Here is a 13,775-nt window from a genome sequence, read left to right on the forward strand (position 1 = left end):
TCCTAAATATGATTCCATTTTTAGTTTATTTTTAATTTTATATTTTATATATCAAGCTGTCAATGACTAAAACTGTCTTAGTATAAATTGATACGCTATATATACCCGCATTAGCGGTTAAGAACTCGTTTATCTCCTAACCGTTTCGTCACCTTATGTTGATCAAAGTATTCAAGAAGCGGAACAGTATATTTTCGTGAAGTTCCCCAGAGTTCTCTTACGTCACCGACTGCGACTTCCTTATTCTGTTCTAGCAAATCAATTAACGCTTTTTGGGCAAGAACTACAGCCTCACGATTAAAATACAATCCTGTGATCGACATCCACTCTCCTTGTTCCACCAAGTAACTCGCAAATTCTAAACTATCCCCTTTATTAATTCCACATTCTTTTGCCCCTTCTTCTAGTTCTGGAGGCATCAGTCCTGCATTCTTCCATCGCTGCTTTAAGCAATCCACCTTATGGCCTAATGCTTCAGGTAGTTTAAGGTCATGATTAGAGCCCACCCTGCTTCCCATTACGCGGTAGTAGCCTTTTTCAGCACCCCGTTCCAAAATGTTCTGCCAGCGTCGTTGAGTCCATTTAACCCCAAGTTTGCCCTTTAATTCCTCACGGCTAATTCCCCCTCGTAGAGGGAATTCTTTTTGGTTGGATAAGACAATCTGATCCACTTGTTCACGCCAGTATTCTGCAGCTCCCTTTGCCCAATATAACGGATTGTTTTCGTCCTTCCAGATTTCAATGCGATCTGAGCCTTCTAATTGATCCAATCTCTCTTGAATCTCTGTTTCTCCCCAATGAAAAGAACCCTGAAGTTCTTGAGCAGTGTGTGGTTCTTGCAATACCCGTTCAAGTAGGACCAAGGGGTCCCCCTGATCTTTTACTCTCAGTTGCGCTAAATCACTTTCTTTAAAACGCTTTCTTTTATATTCTGAAACTCCCAGGATTTTACCACCACCGATTGTAAAAGCAGGTGAATAAAATCGAATTACAAAACGATCCTCCGCTGTTGCTACGACTGGCTCTTCGAGAAGAATTTGGGCATAACCCTCCTGACCGGGAAGAAGTTCTTCATGCTCCAAAAGATGTATTCTTCCAAGTGCTTCAATTGTTCCGATATGAAAACGTACCCTTTGTCGTTGGCTGATCGATTTATCCATAGAGGATAAATTTTTAAGCTTTATATCCAAAATATTCCCGACAGGATACGCCCCAGGTGTTATTACCTCTGCCCCTTTTTCAACTTCATTAACATTAACACCTGCAAGATTTACGGCTACCCTTTGGCCTGCGAAGGCGCTTTCAACCTTTTCATTATGAACTTGAAGGGACCTGACCTTGCTTAATTTATGAACCGGCTCTATAGCCAATTCTTGCCCTAAACGTATTATTCCGTTATGGAGAGTCCCCGTCACAACAGTTCCAAAACCTTGAATACTAAAAACACGATCAAGGGGTAAGCGGATAGGTCCAGTAGCGGTTTTACTCTCTGCATCGCTTAGCAATTGATCTATGCCTATTTTTAATTCTGATATTCCTGAGCCTGTATGAGAAGAAACCAAATAGACTGGAGCATTAACAAATAATGTCCCTTTTAAGCCCTCACGGACTTCCTCTTGAAGCAGCTCAAGCCATTCGTCATCCACTAGGTCGATCTTATTAATGACCACAATTCCCTGAGATACTCCTAGTAAGGTTAGAATATCCAGATGCTCACGAGTTTGAGGCATAATCCCCTCGTCTGCAGCAATGACAAGAAGAACCCCATCCATTCCGGTTGCTCCAGCTAACATTTGTCGGATAAACCGCTCATGACCGGGAACGTCAATAATTCCGACTTTGCGTCCGCTGGGGAGATCTAAAGAAGCAAATCCTAATTCAATAGAAATTCCTCTTTGCTTTTCTTCTTTAAGCCGATCCGTTTCGATCCCTGTCAATGCACGAATAAGTTCGGTTTTACCGTGATCAACATGCCCTGCAGTTCCTATTAAATAATGTCTATCATCCATACTGTGACCCCTTGTCCATTTTTATTTTTTCCAAAACTTGCGGAAGAAACGTACTGGGTTTATTTTTAACTGTTTTTCAACTTGAATTAAATTTCGCTTAGGAATCGGATTATTCGGTTCAAGCTCCAAAGCTTTACTATAGAATTCTCTAGCTTCTTCAAGCTTGTTTTCATGGCGGGCCAAATTACCCAGATTATTCCACGAATGAACTAGCCTTGGATTATGTACTAATGCCTCATTAAAGTATGTTTTAGCTTTCGTATAACTTCCCATCTTTATATAAACCAAGCCCAGTTTATTATAACTCAAAGCATGGTTTGGATCTGTATGAATTGATTCTAAAAAAGCCCGTTCTGCTTCACGATACTGTCCAGACAGATAAAATTGCAACCCCTTTTCATATTCTTGATTCATAGAATTCTTCCTCGCTTACAACGAAAATCAATCACTATGGATATCTTATCCAAAATAGATCTAACCAGCAAGGGCTGAATTATCAAGTTTACCGTTTGTACCATCTCCAAAATATGAGGGGCAAAAAGACAAGTCCCATATAACCAAAAATGGGATAGACCAGCTTCACGATAAGAGAGAATTTAACTCCGGCTAAAGGAGAGGCTAAAAGAAGCAAAAATAAAATAGCTATACGATAATCAATTTTTCCGATATCCATAATTCGAGTCACTAAACTAAAAGCATTACCGATTGCTGCTGTAATCATTGCCAACCATAGAACGACAACATAGAAAAAGGCTGGCCATTCTCCTAGTTTTCCTGCGACAGCAACCATAGGAATTTCTAAGGCTTTAACTTCCGGAAACCGAAGTAGCGCTCCACCAATAACCCCTGCGAATAATCCTAAAGCAACCCCTCCAAGAAGGGCGCCTAACTTTGCCCCTGGCTTTTGTATTTCTTTTCCGAGGGAGGCAAAGACAACCAATGCTAATGTCAAGTTAAAGGAAACATAAAGTATTGCTGAAAAAGCCCAGTTCTGAATTAAAGGATTAACAGAATTGACGACCCCTTCACCATCTCCTTGAACTCCAAATGAAATAGCAAGAAAAGCAATTCCCAAACAGAAAAGAAATTTAAGAGGAATAAGAACACTGTTAATCCAAAGTACACCTTCCCCTTTGAACCACAGTGCTAAGAATATCACAATTGCAGTCAAAAAAATTCCTATCCAAGCACGTAAACCAAAGTATTGATTAAATAAAGCGCCTGCACCAGACATCATTGCTATCATGCCCACAAGCAATAAGATGCTGACGAGTATATCAAAACGCGGTCCCCATTTTACACCAAGTAGCATTTTGAAAAAATCAGAGTATGTAGACACTCGCCACCTTTCCTGAAGATCAATCATAATCCAACCTAATGCTGCAAAGAGACATGCGCTTAAAACTATTCCCAATATTCCCCAATATCCAAAATTTGCAAAGAACTGCTGAATTTCTTGGCCTGAAGCGAAGCCAGCTCCCATGACTGCTCCCACATAGGTTGCAGCTACCTGAAATGCTATTTTCCAATTCATTAAATCCCCTCCTGCCTCATGAATATGGCTTTTTCTTATTTATCATGCATAAATAAGCAGACAGAAGGTAATAATTTAGAAGAATAGGATTTTGACTTAGGAGGTATTCGATGAGCCTTCTTTCAGTACTTACTGAACAGCAAAAAATCAAAGCTCATTTTGATGATAAATTAGCCACAAATCATCTCGTAGATAAGTTAACAGATCTCTTCTCTGCCTCTCATCAACGGCCTCCTATCATTTTATGTATTGGCACAGATCGTTCAACAGGAGATTCTCTAGGTCCATTAACAGGCACTTATCTTAGCCGACTAGGTCTCCCACAGTTAAATGTCCTAGGTACACTTGATCACCCTGTACATGCAACTAACCTCGCAGAAAACCTTGCGTATATTAAGTGTTCGTACAATAATCCCTATATTCTAGCTATCGATGCATGTCTAGGCAAAATGGATTCTGTCGGACATCTAACTTTAACTAATGGCCCATTAAAACCTGGAGCAGGCGTACATAAAGACCTCCCCTCAGTCGGGGAGGCCCATTTGACCGGAGTCGTCAATGTCGGTGGTTTTATGGAATATATGGTTCTTCAAAATACGCGTCTAAATTTAGTTTGGAAAATGGCAGAGACGATGAGTGACGTACTTTCTAAGGCTTATATCCGTTCTCGTATTTAAATTTCCACCTTAAACGTGCAATGTATTTTGAGCTTTTTCAAGAGCTTGTTTTTCCTCATTCGATAAATGATAGGTTGATTGACCCTCAGTGACCGGTTTTGCATACACACGTGACTCTTCACGACTATTAATTGAAGAAAGTACAACTCCATTACCCTCTTGATTAAGCAAGGCGAGGGCAAAACTCAAATCACTTCCCATATTATCAAATGCATTAAAGCGAACTAATTCAGCGCGGTCAACGGATTTACGTAATTTCTCTTCTACTTTGATAAGACGTAAATTCTGGTTTTCCATTTGCTTTTCCGTATTTTCAACTTCTTTTATGTATCTTTCCAGAAGTTGATCTAGTGTTTTTCCATTCATAAATGATTGTAATGCTACATGTGCTTCCTTAAATTTTTTCAATTGTTTTCGTAAGGAATATATATAGAAGTAAGGAATAACTGCAAGTATGCCGACGCCTAGAACAATCCACCCATAAATTGGAACATTACTTATATAATCCATTATCTTTATCCTCCTATCAAAACTCAATTTTAGATTTATCTCAGACACCTAGATTAAAGTAACTAAAAATCAGAGTCAACGGTATAGCTACAAAAATACCTGGTAATAGATTTCCCACTTTAATCTCTTTAATTTCAAGAATCGTTAATCCAATTCCAATAATCAGTAAACCACCAGTAGAGCTCATTTCCGTAATTACAGGAGTTGATAAAACTCCTTGAAGAAATCCTGCTGCTAAGGTGATTCCGCCTTGATATAAAAAGACGGGGATTACTGACGCGATGACACCAATTCCCATTGAAGAAGCGAAAACGATCGCTGAAATACCGTCTAACATAGCTTTAGCAAATAAAATATCATGAATGCCCTTTAAACCGCTTTCTAAGGAACCCATAATAGCCATTGCACCAACACAAAAGATAAGACTTGAAGAAACAAAGGCCTTGGTAAAGTTACTTTTAGTATTTTCTCTTCCTAAAATTTTCTCTAGCCATTGGCCAAATTGTTCGAGCCGCTTCTCAATATCGATCCACTCTCCGATTACCCCTCCTATGACTAGACTTGCAATAACAATCAAAGTGTTTTTTGTTTGAAGAGCCATGCTTATCCCAATTAGTATAATTGCTAATCCGAGTCCTTGTATCACCGTTTTCTTCATTCTTTCAGAAATTGCATTTCCGAAGAGAATCCCTAATAATCCACCCACTAAAATAGCTATTGAATTGACAATGGTTCCTAACACATCTAAACCTACCTTCTCTGCTTTGTGTTCCACGTGGAACACTATTGTAGTTGAACTCGATTAGAGCATCATTTCAATAAAAATGGACGTTCCACGTGGAACATTGAGTGTTACTAGAAAAACTTATAATCACAAAAAGCGTAACACAACTGTTTTACCTCTATAATTCTTTAGGAAGAAGTAGATTAAATAAAATAAAATAAAATATGATAAAATATGATAAGGCAAGTTAAAACAATAAAATATGAAATAGAAAAAATATAATAAGTAATCAACACAGTTAAAAGATGTGCGTACACACTACAAGTAAAAAATAAATGTTCCACGTGGAACATTTCAAAACTTCAAAACTCAGATTGTACAAACTATAAAATGCTACGTCTCAATGTATGATAATAACTATTCAATTTCGATATGCCAGAGTTCAAGAAGTCTATTCAGTTCCTCTTCGGAAAAGAATTCAATCTCAATCTTACCTCGATTAGAATCCCCTTTTAATCTTACTTTTGTTTGAAAAGAGGATCTCAATTTATCTTCTACAGGTGCAAATAAATTGACGCTTTTCTTATTCTCGTGCACCGTTTTAGGGCTATCCGTCATTTTAAATAGAAGCAATTCTAAGTCACGTACAGAAATAGATTCTCGTGCCGCTTTTTCAGCACATAAAACTTGAAGAGAACTATCTTTAATTCCAAGCAACACCTTAGCATGACCTAAAGATAGTTTTTCTTCCCTTATAAGCTGTAAAATTCGTTCAGGTAACTGGATAACTCTTAATAAATTTGTCACAGTAGTTCTCGCTTTACCAACTCTGACAGCGATCTGTTCTTGCGTTAATCCATACTCCTGCATTAAACGAGCATAGGCTAATCCTTCTTCAACCGGTGAAAGATCAGATCTTTGAATATTTTCTACTAATGCGCGCTCAGCCATTTCCTGCTCACTGCATTCATGAACTATACAAGGGATTTCTTCCATCTCAATTGACTGCGCAGCACGGAATCGCCTTTCTCCTGCAACAATTAGATAATTATCCCCAGCTGGCTTAACCAGAATAGGCTGTAATAAACCGTGAATTCTGATTGAGTCTGCAAGCTCAATTAAAGATTCAGAATCGAAATCTTTACGAGGTTGATCCGGATTCGGTGAAATCTTATCCATACTAATCTGTCGGACACCCGTATCTGTAAGGATGGGATCTTCAGAGATCAGTGCGCTTAGTCCTCTACCCAAAGCTTTTTTAGACACGCTCGAGCACCTCCTCTGCTAAATCTCGATATACTTCTGCACCTCTTGATTTCGGATCATAGAGAACAATAGGTTTACCATGACTAGGCGCTTCACTTAATCTTACATTTCGTGGAACAATCGTTCTAAATACTTTATTTCGAAAATACTTTTTAACTTCATCTACAACTTGAATTGAAAGATTAGTGCGTGCATCAAACATCGTTAGTAGAACACCCAATGTGTTTAGATTAGGATTTAGACCTTTTTTAACCCTTTCTAGGGTGCTCATTAAAAGAGTCAACCCCTCGAGTGCATAGTATTCACACTGAATTGGAATCAAAATATCAGTTGCTGCGCCAAGTGCATTTAACGTCAACAAACCTAAAGAAGGTGGACAGTCAATGATCACAAAATCAAAATTCTCACGTGTACCTTTTAATGCGCGATCTAACTTTTTATCACGTTCGTCTATATTGACAAGTTCAATTTCTGCACCAGCTAGCTCAATCCTAGCAGGAGCAACCCATAAATTTTTTACCTCAGTTTTTAATAAAATCTTCTCAAGAGGTACATCATTAATTAAAACATCATAAATACAATATTTTAACTTTTCCTTATTAATACCATAACCGCTTGTCGCATTTCCTTGAGGATCCAGATCAAGAAGTAGAACCTTATTACCTAGCTCAGCTAAACAAGCACTTAAATTCACTGCCGTAGTGGTCTTAGCAACTCCACCCTTTTGATTAGCAATAGTCATTATTTTGGTCAAAAGTATCCCCCCTCTCTCAGTATTCATAGAATTCATCTAGTAAAATACCTTAACTTCTATACTATCAAATCACAACTCATAAAACTAGATATATCTATAGAAAACTTGCTATTGTAAACGATAATGCAGCCAATAGCTAAATTGATTTACCCGGCCAAGTCAAACCCGCATAAAAAAACAAGAGCACAATTAGTAAACCTTCACTAATCGTGCTTCATAAGAAAAGGAAAAAGACAAATCGGTTAAAGTGGTTTTTTTGCAGGAGTACCTGCTTTCCTAGGATATTGTCGAGGCGTTTCCTTCATCTTTTCGATAATAATAATCGAACGATATTCTGCGCTCTGCCCGAGATTAAACATCTTAACATCCTTTATCTGTGCACCTAGGATACCGAGTGCTTTGGAAGATTCCTTGACTTCTTCCTCTGCTTGACTCCCTTTGGCTGCTAAAAAAACTCCGCCTACTCGTAATGCAGGGATAGCATACTCTAACAAAACGGGTAAACGTGCAACTGCACGTGAAACAACCGTATCATACTGACCACGATATTGAGTATCACTTCCAAAATCCTCTGCACGAGCATGAATAGGTTCAACCTGCTCTAGACCAAGTTTTAAAATAACTTCCTGCAAAAAATCTAAACGTTTTGCTAACGAGTCTACCAATGAAAAAAATTTATCTGGAAAGATTATTTTGAGAGGGATTCCTGGAAAACCAGCTCCGGTACCAATATCAGCAACCATATTTCCCTGAACCCATTGGGTTAATGTTAAAGAGTCCAAGAAATGTTTAACCATAATCTCTTCCGGATCAATAATACTCGTTAAATTCATTTTTTCGTTCCATTCAACTAAAAGGTCTCCATACAAAGAAAACTGCATCAATTGAATTTCAGTAAGATTTATTCCGATTTTCGTACTAACGAGTTCTTTAAAAGAAGAAAGGTGTTCAGGAAGCATCGTTCTTCACTCCCCGGCGTCTTTGCTCTAGGTAAACCATCAAAACTGAGATATCAGCTGGTGTTACTCCCGTAATTCGCGAAGCCTGACCGAGATTAACAGGATAGACTTCCTTCAAACGCTGTCTTCCCTCTGTCGATAATCCCAAAACCTCGTCATATTGAATATTTAAAGGGAGGAGGCGTTCTTCCATCTTTGCAAACTTCTCAATTTCAACCCTCTGCTTATCAATATAGCCTGCATACTTTGTTTCGATCTCTGCCTCTTGAAGCACTTCCTCTTCATAATCTATAAGACTAGAGATTAATTTTTTTAACTCTTGAACCGATACTTCTGGACGACGAATTAGTTCTTCAGCACTAAGTCCACCTTTGGCAGGAGTTGAATGAACTGAACTTAAAAGCTCTTGGAATTCTTGATTAAGAGGTGAGAAAACAGTTTCATGCCATAATGTTTTCACTTTTTCAAGTTCTTCACGTTTTTGATCAAATCGCTGCCAACGCTCATCATCCACCAAGCCAATTTGCCGACCTCTATCAGTCAAACGCAAATCTGCATTATCTTGTCTAAGAACGAGACGATACTCCGCTCGCGAAGTCAGCAAACGATAGGGTTCTTTGACCCCTTTATTGACTAAGTCATCTACAAGTACACCTAAATATCCTTCAGAACGCCGAATAATAAAAGGATCTTTTTCTTTTGCCCTTAAGGCCGCATTGATCCCGGCTAACAAACCTTGAGCTGCTGCTTCTTCATAACCAGAAGTTCCATTCAGCTGTCCAGCCGTAAAGAGCCCAGGAAGTTTTCTAACTTCCAAACTTAAGGAAAGCTGATGAGGTTTAACATAATCATACTCAATAGCGTACCCCGGCCTTAAAAGCTTTACCTTCTCTAACCCAGGAATACTTCGTAAAATTTCATATTGGACATCCTCGGGCATACTTGTTGAAAGACCTGCGACATAGAGTTCGTCACTATTCCAACCTTCTGGCTCTAGAAAAATCTGATGAGCAGATCGATCCGCAAAACGAACGACTTTATCTTCAATCGAAGGGCAATAACGAGGTCCAATGCCCTCGATTTCACCCGAATAAAGCGGAGCACGATATAAATTATCCCTAATAATCTCGTGAGTTTGTAGTGTAGTATACCCTAACCAACAGGGCACCTGTTTTTGAGGATCTCTACCCCAGAAAATACTTTTAGTGGGCATAAAAGAATATCTCCAGGGAATATCATCGCCAGGTTGAATTTTAAATTGACTAAAATCGACTGAGCGACGATGAATTCTTGGAGGAGTACCCGTTTTAAAACGGCCAAGTTCTATTCCTTGATCTTTCAACCCTTGTGACAAATTCACAGCAGTTTGTTGACCATTGGGACCCCCTTCATATTTTGTTGGCCCAATAATAATTCGGCCTCGAAGATACGTGCCACTTGTAAGTACCACATTATTTGCCTTAAAATAGGCTCCCGTTCGAGTGACTACTCCTGTAAGTTGACCCTCCTCAACCTTAATGTTTTCAACAAGGGCTTGGATAATAGTTAACCGAGGCTGTGCCAAAAGAACATCTCTCATACGATGAGCATAGGCTTGCTTATCTGATTGAACTCTTAAGGCATGAACCGCTGGCCCTTTTCCCGTGTTAAGCATCCGTACTTGTAAGGACGTCTCATCACCAACAATACCCATTTGCCCACCCAAGGCGTCAATTTCACGGACTAAATGCCCCTTTGCCGGACCCCCTAAAGATGGGTTACAGGGCATATGGGCAATTGAATCTAAATTTAAAGTAACAAGTAAAGTTTCACACCCTAGACGCGCAGCGGCTAATGCAGCTTCACACCCAGCATGACCTGCACCCACAACAATTACATCATAGCTACCTGCCTGATATTCCACGTCCCAACCTACTTTCCTATGCAAAATCTTGTAAAAATATCCTCTAAAAGTGACTCTTGAACATTTTGCCCCGTAATCTCGGATAAATCTTCTAAAGCTTGACGCACATCAATTGAAAGGATATCCCAAGGTATTCCCGCTTCCAAACTCGTACGCGCATTTTTCAACCCTTCTAAACCTTGTCTTAGCGCTGATATCTGACGAATATTGGACAACAAGGGTTCCTTTGATTCTTCACTAATCCCCTGATAAACACGTTTCCTAACTTCTTCCTCTAACGCATCGAATCCAATCTCCTTCTGAACGGAGAAAGGAAGCCACACCTCATTTTTAAAACGACATATTTGAGGATAATTATTCAATAGCTCAACTTTATTCATTAAAACGATAACTCGTTCAGAATACAGTTCAATGATTTTTTGTTCTTCCGAAGATAACTCTTTTCCTGCCTGGATAATCAAAAGAATAAGCTCAGCTTTTTCAACAGCCTTCCATGTCCGCTCAATACCTATTTTTTCGATAGGATCAAGGCTTTTCCTTATTCCTGCAGTATCCACAAGTTGTAAGAGAATCCCGCCAATATTAACCGACTCACGTATCTCATCACGAGTAGTCCCTGGTATATCGGTGACAATAGCACGCTCTTCTTGTATTAATGCATTTAAAAGACTTGACTTACCCACATTAGGCTGACCGACAATCACTGTCAATAAACCTTCACGTAAAATTTTACCAGTCTTACTCCCTTGAAGTAAATCCTCAGCTTGTTTAATGCCACGTTCTAAACGGATACTTAAAGCTTCTCGATCGAGTTCTTCAACATCATCTTCTGGAAAATCAATTCCCGCTTCAATAAACGCTAAGGTTCCTAAAACAGTTTCCCTTAAAGTTAAAAATTTAGCTGATAGCCCACCTTCCAACTGGGAAAGTGCCAAATCAACCGACCTTTCGTTTTTAGCTGAAATCAAATCAATAATTGCCTCAGCTTGAACAAGATCTAATTTACCATTGAGAAAAGCTCTCTTTGTAAACTCTCCTGCTTCCGCTAGACGAGCACCTTTTTTCAAACACGTTTCGATAACTTTTTGAGCTACAAATAAGCCACCATGACAACTTATTTCAATTATATCTTCCCCTGTAAAAGAATGTGGTGCATGCATTCTGCTAATCAGGACTTCATCAATTACTCTATCCCCATCACGAAAATTTCCCAAATATAACGTATAATTTTCCTGCCGTTCCCAACGCACCTTATTTTTAGGTAAAAAACAAAAATTAATAATTTCAATAGCCTTAGGTCCGCTTAGTCTTATAACATGAATGCTCGCTTCACCAAAGGAAGTCGCCAAGGCGACAATTGTATCATCCACTCAAATCGCTCCCAATAATTATAAATGTAAAAAAAAGGGGCTACATAAGCCCCTCAAGAAATTTCTTTTGATCTTTTGAGAGAAATTACAACCCGTCGGTTGGGATCTTCTCCTTCGCTAAACGTGGAAATTCGCGTATCATCTTGAAGCGCTGTATGGATTATCCTACGTTCATGAGGATTCATCGGTTCTAAAACAACCCGATTTCCTGTCCTTTTTACTCTCTCAGATAAACGTTTGGCTAAACGAACCAATGTTTCTTCACGTCTCTGCCTATATCCCTCGACATCAACGATAATTCTAATCTTTTCAGACATTTTTTTAGATATCGCTAAATTCGTAAGAAATTGTAAAGCTTCTAACGTATCACCACGTCGCCCAATTAGGATTCCTAACTCAGAACCTGTAATATTGACAAACCACTGCTTCTCTCTTTCATCTGCAATGAATTCAGCCTGAACCCCCATAGATAAACATACTTTCTCTAGAAACTGACAAGCAAGAACACCCGGATTATCTTCGTAAGATACTCTAACCTTTGCTAAACGGGTTCCTAATAATCCAAAAAGCCCTTTCTTTGTAGGTTCTTCTAAGACTTCAATAGATGTTTGATCGCGTTTAACCCCTAATTCCGTAAGACAAGCTTCAATAGCGTCTTCCACAGTTTTTCCTGTTTTCTCAGCTATCCTCATGGAAATCCTCCCTCACGTTCCTCCGCACCTTAAGCAGCAGCTTTCTCTTTTTCACTATCTAACTTGCGATTGATATAAAGCTGTTGAAATATAGAAACAACATTCATAACAACAAAATACAAACCGAGTCCCGATGGAACCGTGTAAGTAATATACCCCATGAAAAATGGCATAATGTATAACATTGATTTTTGTGTAGAAGCCATCGCAGCAGCGTTTTTATCACCCGTTCCCGCAGAAGCAGCAGATGTAGCCGTAGAAATTTTAGTTTGTAAAAAAGTACTTGCGGCCGATAATACCGGTAGAATAAACGAAGTTGGATCACTTAACGAACCTTTCATCGTTAAATCAAACCAAAGAAACTGTGCTTGGCTTGGATCTGAAATATAGTTACCAAAATGTGATAATGAACTATACAATGCCCAAAAAATCGGAAGTTGAATAACGAGGGGTAAACATCCAGATGCTGGATTTACATTATTTTCTTTATAGAGCTCCATAACTTTAGCATTCATAGTCTCAGGATCACTCTTATATTTTTTTTGAATCTCTTGCATTTTGGGTTGCAAATCAGCAGTTTTGCGCATTGAAGCCATTTGTTTCCATGTCAAAGGATAAATTACCGACTTAATAATAATAGTTAAGAGAATGATTGCAATCCCATAACTTGGTATTCCAATAAATGATGTTAAACTATATAACCACTTTAAAAGGCTCGTCATCCACTGAACAAATATATTCACAAAAACCCTCCTTAAACTGGATCATGACCTCCTGGATGAAAAGGATGACATTTAGAAATCCGGACAATGGACTTCCATCCTCCTTTAATAACTCCATATTTTCTTAATGATTGAATCGCATATTCCGAACATGTCGGATAAAAACGGCAAGAAGGCGGTTTTAAAGGAGAAATAAACTTTTGGTAAAACCGGATTATGCCAATTAATATCTTCTTCACAACATTCACTCTAACTTTTTACAAATTTCTATGATAATAAAGCTTTTGCTTTTTTAAGGGTATTCAAACAACTCTTTTCAACTTCCCAATATGAAACTCCTTTAATATTTGCCCGTGCAATACAAATTATTTCAAGATTGGGTTTAATTTCAGACATATTTCTACGAATGACTTCTCTCATTAAGCGTTTTGCTCGGTTTCGTTGAACAGCATTTCCAACTTTTTTAGAAGCGATAAAACCATACTTTGATTTTGTGTCCTCCATAATATATAAAACAACATAACGATTGGAGAAACTTTTTCCCTGGGCAAAAACTAAATTGTAATCTTTTTTATGTCTTAACCGCAGATTTTGCGTGAGCATAGTTCCTCCATTATTTAATGGTAATTATTATCTTACCCCTTTATTTAAATAT

Annotated in this window: 15 protein-coding genes; 1 reads left to right on the forward strand and 14 read right to left on the reverse strand. The window is 38.5% G+C overall.

Going from position 1 to position 13,775, the window contains the following annotated elements:
- Nucleotides 1-110: 110 nt before the first annotated feature.
- The 3 genes from selB to DESME_RS15215 form a co-directional block, all read right to left on the reverse strand.
- Nucleotides 111-2,009 carry a selenocysteine-specific translation elongation factor gene (gene selB / locus DESME_RS15205; RefSeq protein ID WP_006717732.1) on the reverse strand — a complete coding sequence of 633 codons (1,899 nt, stop codon included), beginning with the start codon at nucleotides 2,007-2,009 and terminating at the stop codon, nucleotides 111-113.
- Between the two features lie 21 nt (nucleotides 2,010-2,030).
- Complete coding sequence (locus DESME_RS15210; protein ID WP_006717731.1) at nucleotides 2,031-2,423, reverse strand: tetratricopeptide repeat protein; 393 nt, start codon at nucleotides 2,421-2,423, stop codon at nucleotides 2,031-2,033.
- 88 nt (nucleotides 2,424-2,511) lie between these two features.
- Nucleotides 2,512-3,543, reverse strand: coding sequence for a YkvI family membrane protein (locus DESME_RS15215; protein WP_006717729.1), 1,032 nt, complete (start codon nucleotides 3,541-3,543; stop codon nucleotides 2,512-2,514).
- Between the two features lie 110 nt (nucleotides 3,544-3,653).
- Here DESME_RS15215 and yyaC point away from each other — a divergent pair, with 110 nt between their 5' ends.
- Complete coding sequence (gene yyaC / locus DESME_RS15220) at nucleotides 3,654-4,220, forward strand: spore protease YyaC (RefSeq protein WP_006717728.1); 567 nt, start codon at nucleotides 3,654-3,656, stop codon at nucleotides 4,218-4,220.
- Between the two features lie 9 nt (nucleotides 4,221-4,229).
- On the opposite strand, the gene DESME_RS15225 is transcribed toward yyaC, so the two are convergent.
- The 11 genes from DESME_RS15225 to rnpA all read right to left on the reverse strand — a co-directional run bounded on the left by DESME_RS15225 (nucleotide 4,230) and on the right by rnpA (nucleotide 13,723).
- Nucleotides 4,230-4,730 (reverse strand): DUF4446 family protein, encoded by a 501-nt coding sequence (locus DESME_RS15225; RefSeq protein ID WP_006717726.1) that lies wholly within the window; start codon nucleotides 4,728-4,730, stop codon nucleotides 4,230-4,232.
- A 40-nt stretch (nucleotides 4,731-4,770) separates the two neighbouring features.
- Nucleotides 4,771-5,472, reverse strand: a complete 702-nt coding sequence (locus tag DESME_RS15230) for a DUF554 domain-containing protein (RefSeq protein ID WP_006717724.1) — start codon at nucleotides 5,470-5,472, stop codon at nucleotides 4,771-4,773.
- A 399-nt stretch (nucleotides 5,473-5,871) separates the two neighbouring features.
- The gene (locus DESME_RS15235) at nucleotides 5,872-6,720 is read right to left on the reverse strand and encodes a ParB/RepB/Spo0J family partition protein (protein WP_006717722.1); all 849 of its coding nucleotides are present in this window, start codon (nucleotides 6,718-6,720) and stop codon (nucleotides 5,872-5,874) included.
- Nucleotides 6,713-7,474, reverse strand: a complete 762-nt coding sequence (locus DESME_RS15240; RefSeq protein WP_006717720.1) for a ParA family protein — start codon at nucleotides 7,472-7,474, stop codon at nucleotides 6,713-6,715. Before DESME_RS15240 ends, DESME_RS15235 begins: the two co-directional genes overlap by 8 nt.
- Before the next feature lie 242 nt (nucleotides 7,475-7,716).
- Nucleotides 7,717-8,433, reverse strand: a complete 717-nt coding sequence (gene rsmG / locus DESME_RS15245; protein WP_006717718.1) for a 16S rRNA (guanine(527)-N(7))-methyltransferase RsmG — start codon at nucleotides 8,431-8,433, stop codon at nucleotides 7,717-7,719.
- On the reverse strand, nucleotides 8,423-10,336 hold the full coding sequence (gene mnmG, locus DESME_RS15250; RefSeq protein WP_006717717.1) for a tRNA uridine-5-carboxymethylaminomethyl(34) synthesis enzyme MnmG: 1,914 nt from the start codon (nucleotides 10,334-10,336) through the stop codon (nucleotides 8,423-8,425). The genes rsmG and mnmG overlap by 11 nt, the downstream gene beginning before the upstream one ends.
- Before the next feature lie 8 nt (nucleotides 10,337-10,344).
- Entirely contained in the window at nucleotides 10,345-11,706 is a 1,362-nt protein-coding gene (mnmE, locus tag DESME_RS15255; protein ID WP_006717715.1) for a tRNA uridine-5-carboxymethylaminomethyl(34) synthesis GTPase MnmE, read from the reverse strand.
- Between the two features lie 53 nt (nucleotides 11,707-11,759).
- Nucleotides 11,760-12,398 (reverse strand): RNA-binding cell elongation regulator Jag/EloR, encoded by a 639-nt coding sequence (jag, locus tag DESME_RS15260; RefSeq protein WP_006717713.1) that lies wholly within the window; start codon nucleotides 12,396-12,398, stop codon nucleotides 11,760-11,762.
- Between the two features lie 29 nt (nucleotides 12,399-12,427).
- Entirely contained in the window at nucleotides 12,428-13,141 is a 714-nt protein-coding gene (locus tag DESME_RS15265; RefSeq protein ID WP_006717711.1) for a YidC/Oxa1 family membrane protein insertase, read from the reverse strand.
- Between the two features lie 11 nt (nucleotides 13,142-13,152).
- Nucleotides 13,153-13,359 (reverse strand): membrane protein insertion efficiency factor YidD, encoded by a 207-nt coding sequence (yidD, locus tag DESME_RS15270; protein ID WP_025248855.1) that lies wholly within the window; start codon nucleotides 13,357-13,359, stop codon nucleotides 13,153-13,155.
- A gap of 28 nt (nucleotides 13,360-13,387) precedes the next feature.
- Nucleotides 13,388-13,723, reverse strand: a complete 336-nt coding sequence (gene rnpA / locus DESME_RS15275) for a ribonuclease P protein component (RefSeq protein ID WP_006717710.1) — start codon at nucleotides 13,721-13,723, stop codon at nucleotides 13,388-13,390.
- Between the last annotated feature and the right edge of the window lie 52 nt (nucleotides 13,724-13,775).

It is taken from the genome of Desulfitobacterium metallireducens DSM 15288 (assembly GCF_000231405.2).
GTDB classification, from domain to species: Bacteria; Bacillota; Desulfitobacteriia; order Desulfitobacteriales; family Desulfitobacteriaceae; genus Desulfitobacterium_A; species Desulfitobacterium_A metallireducens.